At 62.5% G+C, this 21,133-nt stretch carries 14 protein-coding genes; all 14 read left to right on the plus strand.

All coding sequences use genetic code 11. From position 1 onward, the window contains the following. Positions 1-198: 198 nt before the first annotated feature. Complete coding sequence (locus tag LKD23_RS05235) at positions 199-1,227, plus strand: hypothetical protein (protein WP_227620743.1); 1,029 nt, start codon at positions 199-201, stop codon at positions 1,225-1,227. Between the two features lie 511 nt (positions 1,228-1,738). Beyond that, positions 1,739-2,254 carry a hypothetical protein gene (locus LKD23_RS05240; RefSeq protein ID WP_227620744.1) on the plus strand — a complete coding sequence of 172 codons (516 nt, stop codon included), beginning with the start codon at positions 1,739-1,741 and terminating at the stop codon, positions 2,252-2,254. 670 nt (positions 2,255-2,924) lie between these two features. Beyond that, a complete protein-coding gene (locus LKD23_RS05245; protein ID WP_227620745.1) occupies positions 2,925-3,428 on the plus strand; it encodes a hypothetical protein in 504 nt (167 codons plus the stop codon). 565 nt (positions 3,429-3,993) lie between these two features. Further along, positions 3,994-4,839 (plus strand): amino acid ABC transporter substrate-binding protein, encoded by an 846-nt coding sequence (locus LKD23_RS05250; protein WP_227620746.1) that lies wholly within the window; start codon positions 3,994-3,996, stop codon positions 4,837-4,839. Between the two features lie 42 nt (positions 4,840-4,881). Continuing rightward, entirely contained in the window at positions 4,882-5,529 is a 648-nt protein-coding gene (locus LKD23_RS05255) for an amino acid ABC transporter permease (RefSeq protein WP_227620795.1), read from the plus strand. Between the two features lie 14 nt (positions 5,530-5,543). Continuing rightward, positions 5,544-6,326 carry an amino acid ABC transporter ATP-binding protein gene (locus LKD23_RS05260; RefSeq protein WP_227620747.1) on the plus strand — a complete coding sequence of 261 codons (783 nt, stop codon included), beginning with the start codon at positions 5,544-5,546 and terminating at the stop codon, positions 6,324-6,326. Between the two features lie 339 nt (positions 6,327-6,665). After that, positions 6,666-8,069: a hypothetical protein gene (locus tag LKD23_RS05265; RefSeq protein WP_227620748.1), complete on the plus strand. Its 1,404-nt coding sequence runs from the start codon at positions 6,666-6,668 to the stop codon at positions 8,067-8,069. 25 nt (positions 8,070-8,094) lie between these two features. Next, entirely contained in the window at positions 8,095-10,359 is a 2,265-nt protein-coding gene (locus LKD23_RS05270) for a right-handed parallel beta-helix repeat-containing protein (RefSeq protein ID WP_227620749.1), read from the plus strand. A 267-nt stretch (positions 10,360-10,626) separates the two neighbouring features. Further along, positions 10,627-11,982 carry an MATE family efflux transporter gene (locus LKD23_RS05275; RefSeq protein WP_227620750.1) on the plus strand — a complete coding sequence of 452 codons (1,356 nt, stop codon included), beginning with the start codon at positions 10,627-10,629 and terminating at the stop codon, positions 11,980-11,982. A gap of 673 nt (positions 11,983-12,655) precedes the next feature. Continuing rightward, positions 12,656-14,869: an SF1B family DNA helicase RecD2 gene (gene recD2 / locus LKD23_RS05280; RefSeq protein ID WP_227620751.1), complete on the plus strand. Its 2,214-nt coding sequence runs from the start codon at positions 12,656-12,658 to the stop codon at positions 14,867-14,869. Positions 14,870-15,228: 359 nt separating this feature from the next. Continuing rightward, positions 15,229-16,254 (plus strand): rod shape-determining protein, encoded by a 1,026-nt coding sequence (locus LKD23_RS05285; protein WP_227620752.1) that lies wholly within the window; start codon positions 15,229-15,231, stop codon positions 16,252-16,254. Between the two features lie 146 nt (positions 16,255-16,400). Further along, the gene (locus LKD23_RS05290; RefSeq protein WP_227620753.1) at positions 16,401-16,772 is read left to right on the plus strand and encodes an OadG family transporter subunit; all 372 of its coding nucleotides are present in this window, start codon (positions 16,401-16,403) and stop codon (positions 16,770-16,772) included. Positions 16,773-16,787: 15 nt separating this feature from the next. Next, positions 16,788-17,996, plus strand: coding sequence for a sodium ion-translocating decarboxylase subunit beta (locus tag LKD23_RS05295; protein ID WP_227620754.1), 1,209 nt, complete (start codon positions 16,788-16,790; stop codon positions 17,994-17,996). A gap of 496 nt (positions 17,997-18,492) precedes the next feature. Next, positions 18,493-21,129, plus strand: coding sequence for an ATP-dependent helicase (locus tag LKD23_RS05300; protein WP_349138458.1), 2,637 nt, complete (start codon positions 18,493-18,495; stop codon positions 21,127-21,129). The last annotated feature ends 4 nt before the right edge of the window (positions 21,130-21,133 follow it).

The following is a 21,133-nucleotide window of genomic DNA, read 5'->3' on the forward strand; positions in this document are numbered from 1 at the left end:
GTTGCTTTTGCTGACCAAATTCCAACTTGGTCTTTGGGCTTGAAGTTGGCCAGCATGACCAAGTTCGTTTTACGGCGTTGGTACGATGATATTTTGGAACTTGGCCAGATAACCTGCGTGGCTCGGGCCTGCCCGTGCATGAACCCCCGCGGGGCGGGGCATACTGCTCCCAAAGAGATGAAAGGGAGCGTATCGCGTATGACACACAGACAACAAGCCCTCCTGAGCTGGGCCGCTGCGGCGGCTGTGCTGCTGGCTGGCTGCCGCGGGGGCAGCCGCCCGGGGAGCATGAGCAGCTCGTCCGGCTCCACCGGCAGCGCCGTCACCACCCAGACCTCCGGCTGGCAGACCGGCCTCGGCGTCCTCACCGAGACCTCGGACGAGGGCCGCACCGGCACCATCCACACCATCGCCGCCGCCGTCCTGCTGGACGGGGAGGGGAAGGTGGCCGACGTGATGCTGGACGAGCTGGAGGTGGAGCTGTCCGCCGACGGCAAGGGGGCCGTCACCATGCCCACCGACTACCGCACCAAGCGCCAGAAAGGGGACGACTACCCGCTGGCGGCGGCGTCCTCCCTGAAAAAGGGCTGGGCCGAGCAGGCCGACGCCTTCGCCGACTACCTCACCGGCCTGACGCCCCAGCAGGCCGCCCGGCTGGAAACGGACAAGGACGGCAGGGCCGCCGACCCCGACCTGCTCTCCGGCTGCACCATCCGGGTGGACAAGTACCGGGACGCCGTGGCGAAGGCCTGCGCCAGCGCCGCCCCCCTCGGCGGGGCCAAGGGCGACCGGGTGAGCCTCGGCGTGGCGGCGGAGAACGCCTCCTCGGACGTCACCGCCACCGACGATAAGGACCTGAACGCCGAGGTGGAGCTGACCTTCGCGGCCCTGACGCTGGACGCCGATGGCCGCATCACCAGCGCCATCGGCGACATGGCCGAGCCTGCCCTCACCGTGGCCGCCGACGGCGGCATCACCGCGCCGGAGGCCGTCCGCACCAAGCTGGAGCTGGGCGACGGCTACGGGATGCGGGGCGCCTCCGCCCTCGGCAAAGAGTGGTACGAGCACAGCGCGGGCTATTGCAGCTACCTCAAGGGCAAGACCGAGGCCGAGGCGGCGTCCATCCCCGCCGACGGCTCCGACCCCGACCTCGCGGCCCTCTGCACCATCTCCATCGACGCCTTGCAGAAGGCCGTGGGGGATGCGTTTGAGAATGGGTCGCTGTGACAGAAAAAATCCCTCCCGACTTGACATCGGGAGGGAGAGTTGTTATACTAATAATAGAAAGGGCGCTGCGACAAGCGGTCAGCCCGGTTCAAGAGATTAGATTTTCAATGTGAAAACCGTCACCCTGCCCGGTGGCGGTTTTTTTGCGTCTTTCGCTCATGGGTAGCCTCACCTTTATCCAACCTCTCCGTCATTGCTGCGCAATGCCACCTCTCCTTGTAGGAGAGGCCTTGGCATACCGCAAAGCTTCACCTCTTCGCCAGAGGCTCCCCTACAAGGGGAGCTGGCGCGAAGCGCCTGAGAGGTTGTACGAAGGAGAGCCTGACCGTGAGCCGCAGCGATGACGGAAAGGTTTAGCAAAGACGGGCCTGCCCGTGAGCCTCTGGGAGCCTTTTCACCCCCAAACCTGCGCGAAAGGGCCTGAAACCTGCGTGAATCGCACTTGCGGGGGGCGGCAGGGCCGGTTATAATAGAATTACCGAAACACACCGCACGAATGGAGGTAACGACCATGAAGCGAACGAAACTTTTGGCCCTCGCCCTCGCGGGCGTGATGGCGCTGGCCATGCTGACGGGGTGCTCCGGCGGAAAGACGGAGGACAGGCGCATCGCGGAGAACGTCGCGGACATCATGAAGCGCAGTCACCCCAATGTGAAGGAGGTCTCCTACAGCGTCCCCGAGCTGAGCGGTGCGGTACGGTCTGCGTTCGCTCCGGGCTGGCTCAACGAGGCCGGGACAGGTCTCGAACGGGACGCCCTCACGAAGGATGGCCGGACGGTGGAAGTCTTTCTGAAGGACAGCCTGAAGGCGTATGAAGAGCGCAGCACCGTGTACTTCTTCGCCTTCGACGCGACCGGAGAGAGCGCCTATGCCCAGTCGGAGCGGTTCGTGCAGGGGAAAGCCCCGTCGCTCCCGGTCTTTTATCAGGGGGTGTCGATTACGGCCTACACAAAGATGCGCGTCGGGGTCTGCCATAAGACCGTCGGGGAGAAAGACTACTGCTTGGTGGTGCTTGTGTTGGCCTGAGTGGGGGGCCATTAGCAGGCCGGTCAGGCCCACGCGGGACGAGCAAAGTCTGATTTTTTCGGAAACAGTAGTGCCCTGCTACAGAGGGCAGGCCCTTCCGGTCTGTAAACTTTCCGCGCACCGCTTGACTTTTGCGGGGAAGGGCGTATAATAAAGATAGCAAACGTATAAATTACCCATCGGGCAACACCAAAAGAAAAGACCCCCTCTCGGAGCTGCTATCTCCGAAAGGGGGGCCTTTTTAGTGCTTGCGGCCCTTCAGCCATCCGTCAAGCCACTTGCAGATGTAGTAAGATGCTACATTCGCTGCGACAGACAGCACAAACGTATAAACGTATACCATCAGGCAACACCTCCCTTCCGAACAATGTCGGCGGGCAAGGCCGCAAGACCAGTATAGCATACTTTTCGACGAAAAGAAACAGAAACGAACACATTCCGCCTGCCCGTGGGCGAAAGCCTCTCCCTATGGGAGAGGTGGCATTGCGAAGCAATGACGGAGAGGGCAAGGCCGTCGCCCGAGAGCCGCCGTTGCCCCAAAAGGGGAGCCTTTTCACCCCCAAACCTGCGCGAAAGGGCCTGAAACCTGCGTGAATCGCACTTGCGGGAGGCGGCGGGGCAAGTTATAATAGAATTACCGAAACACACCGCACGAATGGAGGTAACGACCATGAAGCGAACGAAACTTTTAGCCCTTGCCCTCGCGGGCGTGATGGTGCTGGCCCTGCTCACCGGCTGCTCGGACAGCAGCTCCAAAGCCAAGCAGGTGGAAGAGTGCTTCCGCTCCCTAATGAAACAACAAGGGGGTGACTATCAGAAGGACGAGACGCTGGACAAAAAGCTCGAGGTCATCGCACAGCAGTTCCTGCCGGACTGGCTGGATGATAGAAATGGTGGGCTGACCGAGGATGCACGCAACATCATTAAAAATGAATTGGGAGACTATCTGGAGACAGGCTGTGTTTGGCTTTGGTATGGAGAAGTGAAGCCGGGCCAGAGCGCGCTGACGCAGGCGGAGAGTATGAAGCGATGCGATATGGTAGAGTTTACTATTCTGGAGCCCGGAACAAAACTGGAAGCCATAGCCTTTACAATGACGGGCGAGAAGAGTGACGGCCACCGCTATTACCTCGCACTGGAAACGAACGCCACCGTCAAGACCCCGCAGACTTGACACAGGAGGAGAGAGACTACTGCTTGGTGGTGCTTGTGTTGGCCTGAGTGGGGGCCAAAGCCTCTCCCTTTGGGAGAGGTGGCATTGCGAAGCAATGACGGAGAGGGCAAGCCTGTTTCCCAAAAGTATCTGCACAGCGATAAGCATTGGCTTTTGTCAGAGCGATGCTATCGCTGTGCTTTTTGTTTTACGATAGCATCCTTGCCCTTTCAGTCTCGCATTCGCTCGCCAAGGCCGGGTTGCGGCTCCCAGCGTCTGCTTCGCTGTCGCTTGCATCCTGCTGGCCGCTGCCCCAACAGCTCCTCCCTGTTTCCGCCGCTGGCGGCGGTCGTCGCCGTTGCCCCAAAGGGGGAGCCTTGGGCGGACGCCCCCCTGTCCTTTGTACAAATACACCGAAAACCCTGTCGGAAAGGGGCGGTCTGCGGGCAAAACGCAAAAAAATCGCTTTCCCTCTTGCCAAACGGGGCAAAACGCGCTATTCTATAGTCACAGTTTAACGGTTTAGCACGGTAAAGCGGTAAAACGAAGGCCGCGCCTGCTGACCCCTGAGGGAGGAACTTTGCATATGAAACGTCTGGTCTCTGCTTTTCTGGCCGGTGCGATGGCACTGAGCCTTGCGGCCTGCGGCGGTGCCGCATCCACTTCCACGGCTGCTTCTTCTGCCGCCGCCTCGGCCTCTGCCGCCCCGGCAAGCTCTGCCGTCGCCGACAGCGACCTCGCCTACATCCAGTCCAACGGCAAGATGGTCGTCGGCTACACCGTCTACGAGCCGATGAACTACACCGACGCCGACGGCAACTTCACCGGCTTCGACACCGAGCTGGCCACCGCCGTCTGCGAAAAGCTGGGCGTCGAGCCGGAGTTCGTGGAGATCAACTGGGACACCAAGGAGACCGAGCTGGCCGCCAAGAGCATCGACTGCATCTGGAACGGCCTGACCCTCACCGATGACCGGGAGGAGAACATGGCCTGCACCAAGCCCTACGTCAAGAACGCGCAGGTGGTCGTGGTGAAGGAGGGCACCGACTACACCTCTACCGCCGACCTCATCGGCAAGACCGTGGTGGCCGAGGCCGGTTCGGCAGGCGAGACCACCATCACCGAGAACGCCGACCTCTCGCAGGCCGACTACATCGCAAAGTCTGTCCAGACCGACTGCCTGATGGAGGTGGCCGCCGGGACTGCGGACGCCGCCATCCTTGACCTGACGCTGGCCTCTGCCATGATCGGCGAGGGCACCGACTACGCCGACCTCAAGATGGTGGACGAGCTGAACGTGGAGGAGTACGGCGTGGCCTTCCGCAAGGGCAGCGACGTCCCCGACGCCGTCAACACCGCCTTCGACGAGCTGAAGGCCGACGGCACCATGCAGGCGCTGGCCGACAAGTACGGCCTGACCCTCGCCGACTGAGATACATTATTATAATAAGATAGGTGTAGTGATCCTGTGACTGTGATTCTCGAGCGTCTGACCGGCGCATTCGCGCTCAACTGTGAGCTGTTTTTCCTGACGCTGCTCTTCTCGCTGCCGCTGGGCCTCGTGGTGGCCTTTGGCTCCATGAGCCGGTGCGCGCCGCTGCGGGGCGTTGTCAAGACCTTCGTGTGGGTCATCCGGGGCACCCCGCTGATGCTCCAGATCATCGTCATCTACCTCGGCCCGGGCCTGCTGGGCATGACGAACCCCTGGCCCTCCGGCGCTTCGGGCCGTCTGGTGGCGGCTGTGGTGGCTTTCGCCATCAACTACGCCTGCTACTTCTCCGAGATCTACCGCGGCGGCATCGAGGCTGTGCCCAAGGGCCAGACCGAGGCCGGGCAGGTGCTGGGCATGACCAAGAGCCAGATCTTCTTTAAAGTCACCCTCTTGCAGGTGGTCAAGCGCATCCTGCCCCCCATGGGCAACGAGGTCATCACGCTGGTGAAGGACACCTCGCTGGCCAACGTCATCGCCAACAAGGAGATCATCATGATGGCGAAGGAATACAGCGCCAAGGGCCTCATCTGGCCGCTGTTCTCGACCGCACTCTTCTTCCTCGTCTTTGTCGGCGCGCTGACGCTGCTGCTGGACTGGGCCGAGAAGAAGATGGACTATTTCCGCTGCTAAGGAGGATATAAACTATGGCATTACTCGAAGCCTCCGGCATCGGGAAGAATTTTGGGGAGACGAAGGTGCTGAAAGACATCTCCCTCACCCTCGAGCAGGGCGAGGCGCTGGCCATCATCGGCTCCTCCGGCTCGGGCAAGACGACCCTTCTGCGCTGTCTCAACTTCCTTGAGCGGCCCGACACCGGCGTCATCCGGGTGAACGGCGAGACCATGTGGGACGCCGCCGACCCCGCCACCCAGCGGGAGAGCGAGGTGCGGAAAAAGCGCCTCCACTTCGGCCTCGTGTTCCAGAACTTCAACCTCTTTCCCCAGTACACCGCGCTGGAAAACGTGATGCTGGCGGGGGAGCTTCTGGCCCGGGAGCAGCCCGGCTACAAGGCCGACAAAAAGGCCGTCCACGCCCGCCTCGAGGCGCAGGCCCGGGAGCTTCTGGCCCAGATGGGCCTGTCGGAGCGGGCGGGCCACTACCCCCATCAGCTCTCCGGCGGCCAGCAGCAGCGGGTGGCCATCGCCCGTGCGCTGGCCCTCCACCCGGACATCCTCTGCTTCGATGAGCCTACCAGCGCCCTCGACCCCGAGCTGACCGGCGAGGTCCTCCGCGTCCTGCGCGACCTCGCCGACCGCAAGACGACCATGATCATCGTCACCCACGAGATGCACTTTGCCCGGGACGTGGCCGACCGCATCCTGTTCATGGACGGCGGCGTCGTGGTGGAGGAAGGCCCGGCCCGCCAGCTCATCGACCACCCGCAGGAGGAGCGCACGAAGCAGTTTTTGGCGCATTACTCCGAATAAGATAGGCTATGGCCCTCCCCGCTCGGGAGGGCTTTTTTGCGTATGCGGCTCACGGTCAGGCTCTCCTCCGTCCAACCTCTCAGTCACCTTCGGTGACAGCTCCCCTAGTAGGGGAGCCTCTGGCGAAGAGGCGAAGCTTTGCGGTATGCCAAGGCCTCCCCTCGATAGGGGAGGTGGCACGCCGTAGGCGTGACGGAGAGGTTTAGCCCCTTTTGTGCCACTCACGCCGAAAACACCCCCATTCGCGCAGGTTTTATTGACATCCTCTTGATTTTTTGGTAAATTTGCATCAAGAAAGACCGGTTCTCGAATGACGAACAGACCAGAGGAGGACAGACTATGAGACTGAAAAGCGCACTCCGGCGGGGCGTAGCCGCTGCCGTCATCGCGGGCATCGTGGTAAGCTCCGGCATCCCGGCCTATGCGGGAACATGGAACATCGCCGACGGCGACATCACCGTGAAAGCGGGCGACGCCGAGGGGCCGAACAACGTCAAGCAGGGCGATAACGACTTCGTAAAAGATGAGGGCGACACCGTCATCACCGGCAAATCAGACGAGCACACCGTCACCATCGACACCTCCGAGGGCAACGTGGACGTCACCTTCGACGACCTGAAGATCGACGTCAGCGGCAAGAAGGAGGGGAATGGCAGCGATGACAGCCCTGTCCGGGAGAGCAATGCCGCCGTCACCGTGCAGGGCGACCACGATGCGACCATCGAGCTGGACGGCAAAAACGAGCTGAAGAGCGGCAGCTACAATGCGGGCCTCGAGAAGAACGAACACGAGTCGGAGGGCACCCTGACCATCAAGGACGACAAGGGCAAGGACGGCTCCCTCACCGCCGAGGGCGGCGACGGCGGCGCAGGCATCGGCGGCGGAAAGGAGAGTACCGGCAGCAACATCACCATCCGGGGCGGTACGGTGGAGGCTGTGGGCGGGAGCAGCGCGGCAGGTATCGGTGACGGCGCATACCGCGCGTCGGACGACACCGACGACCCGAACCCGGGAAAACTCTACATCTGCGGCGACGCCGAGGTGACGGCCAAGGCGGGGAGTCAGGTGGCAGACGCCAAGGTCCCGGCCATCGGCGGCAGCTACGGCGAGGTGCCCACGGAGGCCCTTTCTGACGCCGACCACAAGGTGACGGGGGGACGGCTGACCCGTCTGAACGCGGACGGCACCGAGATGGAGGGGATGGGCTACGACTACACCTCCACCCCTACGCCCCAGCCGGAGGAGGACGAGGACGACGACGATGACGACCCGCCCCCGGCACAGGAGAATGCCCCCGAACCCCTGCCCGGCGGCATGGTGGTCAAGGGCTTCTTTTCCAGCCGGGTCACCATCCAGCGGCTGGACGGCGAAACGCGGGATGACCTGTCGGAGCGCTTTCGGGAGTTGTGGATACCAGAGGTGGAGGAGTGGCTGATATTGACCCACGAACACGAAGAGGTAGAGCGAAAAACGAGTGAAGAACTCAGACGTGAACTCGACGAATTACTGAAACAAAAGCGGGAGATGGACTTCCAACTCGCGAAAAAAAGGGACGACCACCCGAGTTTGGATTGGTGGCTCGAGCCTGCGAGAGAGGAAACGCCGAGAATCGGGCTTGACGAGTCCCTGAAACAGCTGGCTTCCCAATTTGAGGACACCGCTCCCGAGGAGGATAAGCCACTGCTCGTTCCGGTCTACTCCCCTCGCACGGAGCGCCTGAGCCGCAGCGACGGCATTGCATGATACACAGAACGAAAGGAGACGTACTATGAGACTGAAAAGCGCACTCCGGCGGGGCGTAGCCGCCGCCGTCATCGCGGGCATTGTGGTAAGCTCCGGCATCCCGGCCTATGCGGGAACATGGGACATCGCCGACGGCGACATCACCGTGAAGGCGGGCGACGCCGAAGGCACGAACAGGGTCACACAGGGCGAGAAGGATGTGGAGGACACCGACACCGTCATCACCGGCAAGTCGGAGGAGAACACCGTCACCATCGACACCTCCGGCGGCGACGTGGACGTCACCTTCGACGACCTGAAGATCGACGTCAGCGATAAGGGCGAAGCTGCTGTCCGGGTCGAGGGCGGCGGCGATGTGACCATCGAGCTGGACGGCGACAACGAGCTGAAGAGCGGCGGCTACAATGCGGGCCTCGAGAAGGACGGCCACGAGCCAGAGGGCACCCTGACCATCAAGGACGACAAGGGCAAGGACGGCTCCCTCACCGCCGAGGGCGGCGACAAAGGTGGCGCAGGCATCGGCGGAGGAATGGAGAGCACCGGCAGCAACATCAAGATCACCGGCGGCACGATAGAGGCCGTGGGCGGCGAGGGCGCTGCCGGTATCGGCGGCGGTGTGTACGGCACAGGCCGCGACATCGAAATTTCCGGCGGCAAGGTGTCGGCCTCGGGCGGCGATATGGATGAAAAACTGGATCCCTCCCGCCCCGGCGCGGCTGGCATCGGCGACGGCGCAGGCACGGAAGGCCGCGAGATAGACCCGGATGCGCCGCCCAGCAACCCCGACAACCCCAATCACATCATCATCTCCGGCGACGCCGAGGTGGAGGCCAAGGCGGGAGCAAGCACCGGCGGCAAAACTGCGGCCATCGGCGGCGGAGATGTCGGCGAGATCTCCAATGACGTCCTCTCCAGCGGCCACAACGGCAGTCTGACCCGCTACGACCCCGACGGGAAGAAGATGGAGGACTACAGCTACGACCGGCGGACGCCCTCCCAGCCGGAGCAGCCGGACAAGCCGGACAAACCGGACAAGCCGGACAAGCCGGACAAGCCGGAACAGCCCGATGATACCGAGAACAACGACGACGAGGACGACGACGAGGACGACGCTCCGGACACGCAGGCTGGCGAGGTGCCGGGCCGTGTGAAGCAGATGTACGAGGCCATGGGCGTGATCACCCATCCGGATGGCACACAGGAGCTTGCAGATGTGACCACGGCAGAGTATGACCCGGTCAACAAGGTCCTGCGCTTCGATGCCCACGGTTCGCTCTTTTGGATGACAGGCGACTCGCTGCGGGAGCTTGCAAAGGAGGTCGATGAACTCCGCGTCCGATTCCTTGATGGGGAAGGGCAGGAGATGGAGGCAGTCATTCCGCTGGCCCGGATCAAAGATCTGGTCGGCGCGAAGGGTGCATTCGAACTCGAGCTGTCCCATGAAGGGCGTTATCGGTTCCGTGTTGTGGGGCAGACGGGATATGATAGAAAAACATTCTCGGATGAGACCGTCCTGCGCGAAAACGGCAAGGAACTGGTCCTCGTGTACCACGTTGGCGATGAGGAAGAGAAAGCACAGGAGACTGCCCGGGTGGAGGAGGCCATCGCCCGCCGCAGGCAGGAGAAAGAGCAATGGTGGGGAGTTGTCATCTCCGGTCTGGAAGGCGGCTCCCTGAGCGGACAGCCCGGGCTGACTCAGCCGGGAACGGGTGCCGTCGGTGACCTCAGCGGGCTGACGACTCTCTCGCCGGACAGCCTTACCACGGCCCAGCAGCCGAAGAAGCCCGCCTCCGACCAGACGGTGTGGAAGACATTTACCGGCAACATCGTGAAGCTCGCGGGCGGGAAGCAGGACGGCAAGAAGGACGACCCGGCCTCCTCCGTCGGAGACCTCAGCGGTCTCCCGACTCTCTCGCCGGACAGCCTTACCACGGTCCAGCAGCCGGAAACAAGCGCCCAGCAGCCGGAGACAAGCGGATGGGTAACGGACAGTCAGGGTGACTGGGTGTGGAAGCCGGGCAAGGATGACAGTCAGCCGCCGGATTTGAGAGGAAATTGGGAGACAAGAAAATGGATGGGGAGCAGCGACGATTATTGGTGGGAGTGGCAGCCGGTGCAGGAGGGTGATCAGTTATATTGGAAACCAATCCTGCAGACACGGATCAGGGATCCCTTTTATGACTCCGCAGATTGGGAGACAAGAAAATGGATAAGGGTCAGTCAGTCGCCGGATCATGCTTGGTGGAATTCTTTTTATGACTCCGTACGGGATTACGATTATGAAGGCTGAGAGCGTGCGCTGAGAGGGAGTGCAGCAGGAGGGTCCTGCGCAGGGGCAGACCTGCCGCTCCACTGCGCACAATCACCAAAAACCGCCGATAGAAAATAGCAATGTTGTACGAAGAAATCTGCCCAAAACCCCTTGCAAAATCACGATGAGCTGAGTATAATACCACTCATGAAACGCAAAACGTCCTGCCCCTCGTCCGGCAGGGCGTTTTTGTCGGCAAAAATCCGGCAAAGAAATGTTAAGTGACCGCCCGGGGAGGGGCTTTGTATGACAAAAGACATGACACAGGGCAGCCCGCTCAGGCTCATCCTTGCCTTTGCGGTGCCGCTGATGCTGGGCAGCCTGTTCCAGCAGTTCTACAATCTGGCCGACACCATCATCGTGGGCCGCTTCGTGGGCGTGGATGCGCTGGCGGCGGTGGGCAGCGTGGGCGGCCTGAACTATCTGGTGCTGGGCTTCGTCAACGGCATCGCCTGCGGCTTCTCCATCCCCATCTCGTGGACCTTCGGCGCGAAGGACTACCGCGAGATGCGGCGCTACACCGCCAATACCGTCTGGCTGAGCCTCTTTTTCGCCGCCGTGCTCACGGTGGTGACGGTGGCCCTGACCCGGGCGGTGCTGGTCTGGACCAATACCCCCGACAACATCATCGACATCGCGGACATCTACATCCGCACCATCTTCTGGGGCATCCCCTTCACCCTGCTGTACAACGTCACCAGCGCCCTCATGCGTGCGCTGGGCGACAGCAAGCGGCCGCTGTACTTCCTGCTGGTGGCCAGCGTGCTGAACATCGGCCTCGACCTGCTCTGCATCCTCATCTTCCGGATGGGGGCCTTCGGCGCGGCCTTCGCCACCGTGTTCAGTCAGGCGGTGGCGGGCATCGGCAGCCTCGTCTACATCGTCCGCCACTACCCGGAGCTGAAGTGGAGCGGGGAAGAGGGCCGTCTGAGCGCCAGCCACTGCCTCAAGCTCTGCAACATGGGCATCCCCATGGGCTTGCAGTGCAGCATCACCGCCATCGGCAGCGTCGTGCTGCAGGGCGCGGTGAACGGTCTGGGCAGCAGCATCGTGGCCGCACAGACCGCAGGCGGCAAGGCGGCCCAGTTCCTCTCGGTGCCGCTGGAGAGCATCGGCACCGCCATGACCACCTACGCCAGCCAGAACATGGGCGCCCACGACCTGAAGCGTGTGGACAAGGGCGTCACCACCGCGCTGGGCATCGGCTGCGTCTACAGCGTGGCCTCCTTCCTCATCCTGCGGGTGATGGACGTGCCCCTCATCAGCCTCTTCCTCGAGAGCAGCGAGGTGGAGATCATGGCCAACGCCCGGAGCTTCATCTTCTGGAACAGCCTCTTTTACATCCCGCTGGCCGTCCTCATCATCTACCGCTACACCATTCAGGGTCTGGGCTACTCGGGCCTTGCCATGTTCGCAGGCGTGGCCGAGATGGTGGCCCGCGTCATGGTGGGCTGCTGGTTCGTGCCCCTCTGGGGCTATTTCGCGGCCTGCATCGCCAACCCCGTGGCATGGTTCTTCGCCTGCTTCTTCCTCATCCCGGCCTACTTCGCCGTCCGCAAGCGCCTGACAAAGGAGCTTGCCGCAGCGCGGGTGGAGGATTGAGGGGGAGCTTCGCTCAAGCCTCTCCCTTTGGGAGAGGTGGCATTGCGAAGCAATGACGGAGAGGGCAAGCCCGTCTCTCAAGAGCCGCCATACAGCGATAAGCAGGCTCTCCGTCAGAGCGATGCTATCGCTGCGCCTGCGAGTCCTCGCCAGCATCCTAGCCCTCTCAGTCTCGCTCCGCTCGCCAGCTCTCCCAGAGGGAGAGCCATTGGCAGGCCGGTCAGGCCCACGCGGGACGAGCAAAGTTTGATTTTATCGTAAACAGTAGTGCCCTGCTACAGAGATTCACGGCAGCTTGACAAGGAATATTGTCCCGAAGCTGCTGCCCTCTGTAGCAGGGCACTATCTTTTATGCCATATTGAGCTTCCAGCGTCCAGCGGAAAGTGGCCCGGCACGCCAGTGCCTCTCCCTATGGGAGAGGTGGCATTGCGAAGCAATGACGGAGAGGGCTAGGACGCTACAGAAAAAACAAAAAGCGCAGCGATAGCATCGCTCTGACAAAAGCCGGTGCGTATCGCTGTGTAGATGCTCTTGGGAGACGGGCTTGCCCTCTCAGTCACCTTCGGTGACAGCTCTCCCAGAGGGAGAGCCTTCAAAGCTCTCCCATATTTACAAATCCCCCCAAAACCGCTATACTATATATAGTTGTGTCAAAAACGAGGAGGCGGGACGATGGAGCGGGAGCTGGAACAGCTGGAAGGCACGGTGGAGGACATCATCTACCAGAACGAGGACAACGGCTACACCGTGTTCGAGGTATCGGGCGGCGGTGTGGTAACGGTGGTCTGCGGCGTGGTGGGGGAGCTTCATGCAGGGGAGAGCGTCGTCTGCCGGGGGCGGTACGAGAACCACGCCACCTACGGGCGGCAGTTCCACGCACAGGAGTGCGAGACCGATATGCCCAAAGACCTCGAGGCCGTCTATGCCTTCCTCGCCAGCCGGTCGCTGCCCTACATCGGCGCACGGACGGCGGACAAGATCATCGACAAGTTCGGCGCGGCGGCGCTGGAGGTCATCGCCAACGACCCCGCCCAGCTCACCCTCATCCCGGGCATCTCGGCGGACAAGGCCGACCGCATCCAGCAGGAGTTCAAGCGGATGTTCGGGATGCGGGAGCTGATCGCCTATCTGGCCCAGTTCGAGATCAGCCCCCGCCGGGCGATGGAGGTCTTCCGCACCTTCGGCCCGGGGGCCATGACGGCCATCCAGCAGAACCCCTATCTGCTCTGCGGCGAGCCGCTTCAGCTGGACTTCCGCCACGCCGACAGCATCGCCCAGTATTACCAGATGGCAGGGGACTGCGCCCAGCGGCTGGAAGCCGCCCTCCTGCGCACCCTCCGCCACAACGCGGGCAACGGCCACACCTGCCTGCCCCGCGCCCAGCTGCTGGCCACGGCCTCGAACTTCATCCACCAGCCCCCCGAAAAGCTGGACGAGGCCCTCGCCCGCTGCCTCGGGGCGGAGACGCTGGCGGAAAAGACCTTCGACGGCACGGAATATATCTACCTGCCCGACCTTCTGGCCGCCGAGCAGGACATCGCCGACCGTCTGGCCCTGCTGACGAAGCGGGGGAAGCAGACGGCCCACGGCCTCGACAAAAACATCCAGATCTTAGAGCTGGCGCAGGGCTTCGCCTACGCGCCCCTGCAGCGGGAGGCCATCCGGAAGGCCATGACCGAAAACTGCCTCGTCCTCACCGGCGGCCCCGGCACCGGCAAGACCACCACCGTCAACGCCATCCTGCAGCTTCTGGAAGATCAGGCCGAGCGGGTGGCCCTCTGCGCCCCCACGGGCCGGGCCGCCAAGCGCCTGAGCGAGCTGACGGGCCGCAAGGCCTCCACCATCCACCGTCTGCTGGAGGTGGACTACACCGGCGGCGTGGTCAGCTTCATCCACAACGACAAGAACCTCCTCAAATGCGATGTGGTCATCCTCGACGAGATGAGCATGGTGGACGTCAGGCTGTTTCAGGCCCTTATCGCGGCCCTGCGGTACAGCTGCCGCATCATCATGGTGGGCGACGCCGACCAGCTGCCCAGCGTCGGCCCGGGCAATATCCTCGGCGAGGTCATCCGCTCGGGGCTGGTGCCCACGGTCTGCCTCAACGAGATCTTCCGGCAGGCGGCCCAGAGCCTCATCGTGGAGAACGCCCACCACATCATCTCGGGCGAGCCGCTGAAAAAGGGCGGCAAAACGGACGATTTCTTCTTCCTTGAGTCGGACGGCGACGCGGCGCAAAAGCTCGTCTGCGACCTCGTGACCACCCGCCTGCCCCGCAGCTACCAGTTCGACCCGGTGAAGGACATTCAGGTGCTCTGCCCCACCAAGCTCGGCCCCACCGGCACGCAGGCCCTCAACGTGGAGCTGCAGGCCCTGCTCAACCCGCCCCAGAAGGGCAGGCCCGAATTGCAGAGCGCGGCCCGGGTCTTCCGGGTGGGCGACAAGGTGATGCAGGTGCGCAACAACTACGAGATCACATGGCAGCGCATCGGCGGAGAGCAGGGGGTAGGGGCGTACAACGGCGACATCGGCATCGTGGAGTCCATCGACCCCCGCAGCCGCTCGATGGTGGTGCGGATGGACGACCGGCGGCTGGTCTATCCCGCCGAGAACCTCAACGAGCTGGAGATCGCCTATGCCATCACGGTGCACAAGAGTCAGGGCAGCGAGTTCCCGGCGGTCATCCTCCCGGCGGCGCAGGTGCCGCCCCGCCTGTGCTACCGCAACCTCTTCTACACCGGCGTCACCCGGGGCCGGAAGCTCTGCATCGTGGTGGGCCGCCGGGACGTCGTCAACCGGATGATGTCCAACGTCCGCCAGAACCTCCGCTACAGCGGCCTCGCGGCCCTGCTGGCGGAGGCTCTGCCGTCGGAGCAGGAAAGATAAAAGAGGATTGACAGGCGGCCTGCCCGTGAGCCACAGGCGGGGATAACCTCTCCGTCACGCCTGACGGCGTGCCACCTCCCCTATCGAGGGGAGGCCTTGGCATACCGGAAAGTTTCGCCTTTACCCGGAAAGTTTCCCTCTTCGCCAGAGGCTCCCCTACAAGGGGAGCTGGCGAGGAGCCTGCGACGAGACTGAGAGGTTGTACGAAGGACAGCCTGTCCGTGCGCCGCCGCAAAGCCCCCGCAAAGGGTTTCTTTTTCCCCTCAGATATGCTATACTATAATGTGTTTTGATGACCCTCGCCCGGAGATGGGCGATCGCAATAGAGAATGGGGCAGCAGAGAAAGGAATTCACGACTATGGCACAGAACGACATCGGTATCGATCTTGGTACGACGACCATCATCATTGCGCAGGAGGGGCAGGGCGTCGTCCTCAACCAGCCCAGCGTAGTGGCGGTGGACACCCGCAAGAACTGCGTGCTCGAGGCAGGAGACAAGGCCCTCGCAATGGTGGGCCGCACGCCCAACTACATCTCCGCCATCTTCCCGCTGAAGGACGGCGTCATCAGCGACCACACCATGACCCGCGAGCTGATCTGCCGCTTCGTCAATCAGGTCTACAGCTCCCACATGGTCAAGCCCCGGGTGGCCGTCTGCGTGCCCGCCGCCATCACCGGCATCGAGAGCGACGCTGTGGTGGAGGCCGTCATGGCCGCCGGTGCCCGTCAGGTCTACCTCATTGATGAGCCGATCGCCGCCGCCCTCGGCTCCGGCATCGACATCACCGTCCCCGATGGCCGGATGATCATCGACATCGGCGGCGGCACCACTGACATCGCCGTGCTGAGCCTCGGCGGCAAGGTCAAGGCCACCAGCGTCCGCGTCGCGGGCAATCACTACGACGAGGAGATCCTCAAGTTCGTGCGCAACAAGTTCAGCATCGCCATCGGCCAGCGCACCGCCGAGAACCTGAAAAAGAACGTGGCCTGCTGCCCCCAGAAGGCCGACTTCAACGAGACGATGGAGATCAAGGGCCGCAGCCTGCTCACCGGCCTGCCCGTCCGGGTCAACGTCTCCACCGCCGACCTCTACGAGCCGGTCATGCGCCTGAGCGAGCAGATCGGCACCGCCGCCCATCAGGTGCTGGAAAAGACGCCCCCCGAGCTGGCCGGTGACATCTACCGCAACGGCGTCGTCCTCACGGGCGGCGGCGCACAGCTCCACGGCCTGCCCGAGTACCTCAGTCAGGAGCTGAAGGTGGAGGTGACGGTCTCGCCCGACCCCGTCAACTGCGTGGCGCTGGGCACGGCCATGAGCCTGCGGATGGGCGACAAGCTGGAAACCGGCTTCACCGACGCCACCCCCCGCATGGGCCGCCGCTGAGGGCTTGTTCACAGTCTGGTGAAGAAGAACATGATTTTTGTTCATAGTTGTTGAATCGACCCGGAAAATATTGTATAATACTTTCAAATCGGTTTTTGCTGTCCGCCCGGCGGCCGGCAAAGAAAAAAGTAACTAGGAGGAAGACCATGGATTTAGGTTATGATGTGATCGTTACCATAACCGGTATTGTGCTGGTGTTTCTGATCCTCGTCCTGCTGATGGCCATCATCACGCTGGAGGGCAAGATCTTTGACGCCATGAACAGCAAGAAGGCAGCCGCCAAGGCTGCGTCTGCTGCAAAACCGGCTGCTCCTGTGAAACAGGCCGCTGCGCCCGCTGCCGCACCCGCAAAGGCTGCTGCCCCGCAGGTGGAGGCAGGCATCCCCGGCGACGTTGTGGCAGCCATCATGGCAGCCATCTACTCTATGGGCAACGGCAAGTACGTGCTGAAGGCAGTCCGCCGCGGCAAGAATGGCTGGGGCAAGGCTGGCGTCAACGACACCACTGCGCCCTTTTAACACAGGAGGAAAAACATGACTCAGTTTATTGATACTCTGGTCGGTATTTTCCAGAGTTCCGGCTTTGCCCGGTTCGGTGAGCCGGGCGGTATGCTCTACGCCGTGATGATCTACGTGGGCTGCTTCCTGCTCTACCTTGCGATCGTCAAGGAGTTCGAGCCTCTGATCCTGCTGCCTATGGCCTTCGGCATGATCCTGGCCAACCTCCCCGGCAGCGGCGTCATCCATATGCAGTATTTCGTCGGTGACGGCCTCGAGCACCCGATGTGGATCGAGATCCTGAACAACGGCGGTCTGGCCGATATGCTCTACATGGGCGTCAAGCTGGGCATCTACCCGCCGCTGATCTTCCTCGGCATCGGCACCATGACCGACTTCGCCCCCCTGATCTCCAACCCCAAGAGCCTGCTGCTGGGCGCTGCCGCTCAGTTCGGCATCTTCGGCACCTATATGGGCGCTCGTCTGCTGGCCGCGACCGGTCTGGTGGACTTCACCCAGAAGCAGTCCGCCGCCATCTCCATCATCGGCGGCGCAGACGGCCCCACCGCTATCTTCGTCACCTCCCGTCTGGCGCCTGAGCTGCTTGGCTCCATCGCCGTCGCGGCCTACAGCTACATGGCTCTGGTGCCCGTCATCCAGCCCCCCATCATGAAGGCTCTGACCTCCAAGAAGGAGCGTACCGTCGTGATGAAGCAGCTGCGCACCGTGACCAAGACCGAGAGGATCATCTTCCCCATCATGGTCGCCATCATCGTCTCCCTCATCGTGCCCGATGCCGCCGTTCTGGTCGGTATGCTGATGCTGGGCAACCTGATGAAGGAGTGCGGCGTCGTGGATCGTATCCAGAAGACCGCTGGCAATGAGCTGATGAACATCATCACCATCTTCCTTGCCCTGTCCGTCGGCTGCACCACCTCCGCCAACACCTTCCTGAACAACCGCACCCTGTTCATCATCGTGCTGGGCCTCATCGCCTTCTCCTTCGGCACCGCTGCCGGTGTCATCTGCGGCAAGGTCATGTACATCCTCACCGGCGGTCAGGTCAACCCCCTGATCGGCTCCGCAGGCGTTTCCGCTGTGCCTATGGCTGCCCGCGTCTCTCAGAAGGTGGGCCAGAGCGAGAATCCCTCCAACTTCCTGCTGATGCACGCCATGGGCCCCAACGTGGCCGGCGTCATCGGCTCTGCCGTCGCTGCTGGTATCCTCATCAACATCTTCGGCTAAGCATTTCCTGAATATCTCCGCTCCATCGTGGTATTTTCCGCGATGGGGCGGTTTTTGTTTTGGGGCTTTTGGAATCGTCTGAAAAGCTGCCCTCTTCGCCAGAGGCTCCCCTACTAGGGGAGCTGTCGAGCGATAGCGAGACTGAGAGGTTGTACGGAGGTGAGCCTGACCGTGAGCCGCAGCGGAACGAAACCTCTCCGTCACGCCTGCGGCGTGCCACCTCCCCTATCGAGGGGAGGCCTTGGCATACCGGAAGGTTTTGCCTTTACCCGGAAAGTTTCCCTCTTCGCCAGAGGCTCCCCTACAAGGGGAGCTGGCGAGGAGCCTGCGACGAGACTGAGAGGTTGTACGGAGGACAGCCTGCCCGTGCACCGCCGCCAAGCCCCCGCAGCTCTACCCGACGAGTTTCCTCTTATTATGTACAACTTTTTCGAAATGTGATATACTATAAATCAAGTGGTTTATCCAGAAATGAACGAAAAGAACAGGTGAAACAATGGCAACAGATCTCGCACAACAATTCTGCGCTTTGCGTGATACCTATATTGAAAAGCAGTTCGGACGGCTGAACGAGATGCAGCGGCAGGCGGTGTTCACCACCGACGGCCCGCTCCTCATCCTCGCGGGGGCAGGCAGCGGCAAGACCACTGTGCTGGTCAACCGCATCGCCAATCTCATCCGCTTCGGCTCGGCCCACGGCTCGAAATGGACGCCCCGGGAGGTCACGGAGGAGGACGTGAAGGCCCTGCGCACCGCCATCATGACCGGCACCGACGCCCCGGTGTGGCTGGACGGGATGCTCCGCCAGAACGCCGTCCGCAGCTGGAACGTCATGGCCATCACCTTCACCAACAAGGCCGCCGGAGAGCTGAAAGAGCGCCTGCGCCGGATGCTGGGCGGGGAAGAGGGGGATGAGGTCTTCGCCTCCACCTTCCACTCCGCCTGCGTCCGCATCCTCCGCCGCTGGGCCGAGGAGATCGGCTACCCCCGCAGCTTCACCATCTACGACACCGACGACGCCCAGCGGGTCATGAAGACGGTGTACAAGGAGCTGAGCGTGGACGACAAGTTCTTCCCCATCAAGAGCGCCATCAACCAGATGAGCCGCTGGAAAGACCAGCTCATCAGCCCCGAAGAGGCCCTGCGCACCCCCGCCCGGGACACCAAGGGCGCCCTCGCGGCCAAGGTCTACGCCGCCTATGAGCGGAAGCTCAAAGAAGCTGGTGCTTTCGACTTCGACGACCTCATCTACCAGACGGTCATCCTGCTGTCGGAGCACGAGGACGTCCGCGAGTTCTACCAGAACAAGTACAAATACCTGCTGGTGGACGAGTATCAGGACACCAGCGTGGCCCAGTTCCGCCTCGTCAGTCTCCTCACCGGCCCGGAGAAGAACATCTGCGTCGTGGGCGACGACGACCAGAGCATCTACCGCTTCCGGGGCGCGACCATCGAAAACATCCTCAACTTCGAGCGCATCTATAAGGGCACCAAGACCATCCGCCTCGAGCAGAACTACCGCTCTACCTCCAATATCCTGAACGCCGCCAACTGCGTCATCCAGCACAACACCGAGCGGAAGGGCAAGACCCTCTGGACCAAGAACGGCGAGGGCGACAAGGTGCAGGTCTACACCGCCGAGAACGAGCAGGATGAGGCCATGCACATCGCCGACGTCATCGGTCAGCACCTCAAGGCGGGCGGCCATCTGGCCGACCACGCCATCCTCTACCGGATGAACGCCCAGTCGGCCCCCATCGAAAGCTATTTCACCCGCGCCGGCATCCCCCACAAGATCGTGGGCGGCCAGCGCTTCAACGACCGCAAGGAGGTCAAGGACATCCACTCCTATATGTCCATCGTGGCCAACCCCCGGGATGACATCCGCCTCCGCCGCATCATCAACGAGCCTGCGCGTAAAATCGGCGCAACGACTGTCGAGGTCATCGCCGACCTCGCGGCCCAGCAGGGCGTGAGTATGCTGGACGTCATCTCGCAGGCCGACCAGTACGCCAAGCTCAGCCGCGCCATCGCGCCGCTGTATAAATTCTGGGACATCTACCAGAAATTGCAGGAGTCGCTGGAAACGAAGACGCTGGACGAGTTCGCCGCCGATGTCATCGAGCTGACGGGCTACCGCGCCATGCTGGAGGCCGACGCCGCCAAGGGCCATGAGGACGCCGCCGACCGCCTGCAGAACCTCGGCCAGCTGGTCAACAACGTCAAGAGCTACTGCGACCAGCACGGGGAGGAGGCCTCCCTGGAGGGCTACTTGGAGGACATCGCCCTCATCAGCGACATCGACAGCTACAACGAGAGCGCCGATCAGGTGGTGCTTATGACCATCCACTCCGCCAAGGGCCTCGAGTTCCCCTATGTATTCCTCATTGGCATGGAAGAGGGGGTCTTCCCCAGTGAAATGAGCAAGTATTCCGAGGCCGACCTCGAGGAGGAGCGCCGCTTGGCCTATGTCGGCATCACCCGCGCCAAGAAGGAGCTGTACATCTCCAACAGCGTCACCCGGATGCTCTATGGCCGCACCCAGCGCAACGAGCCGAGCCGCTTCCTCCGGGAAATCGAGCCGGAGTACCTCGAGGAGACCCGCAGCCCGGTGCTGGAGCAGCGCTCCCGTCTGGGCGGCTGGGGCAGCAGCTGGGGCAGCGACACCGTCCCGGGCGGTGCGTCGGGCTACTCCGGCCCCTCCGGCTGGGGGCGTTCGGCCTCCGGTCGCGGTGGCTACCTCAATCAGGAATACAACGCCCCTTCGTCCGGAAACCGCGGCTTCGGCGCGGACTATGCGGGCCGGGGCAGTACCGCGTCGGGCTATGGCAGCAGCTCCGGCCCGTCCGGCTTCGGCAGCGGCTATGGCCGCCCGACGGCCCCCAAAGCGCCGGTCCGGCCCGCAGGCGGCGGCGTAAGCCCGGCTGCTCCTGCGCCCCGTCCCGCCTCCACCGGCCCCAAGCACTACGAGCCGGGCGACATCGTGGAGCACAAGGTCTTTGGCCGGGGCGAGGTGCTGAAGGTCAAGCCCGCCGCAGGCGACCAGATCGTGGAGATCCGCTTCGAGAAGGTGGGCGTGAAGAAGACCATGGCAAACTATGCGCCCCTTGTGAAGATAACGACGGAGGAATGAGAAA

Source organism: Faecalibacterium butyricigenerans (genome assembly GCF_020687345.1).
GTDB classification, from domain to species: domain Bacteria; phylum Bacillota; class Clostridia; order Oscillospirales; family Ruminococcaceae; genus Faecalibacterium; species Faecalibacterium butyricigenerans.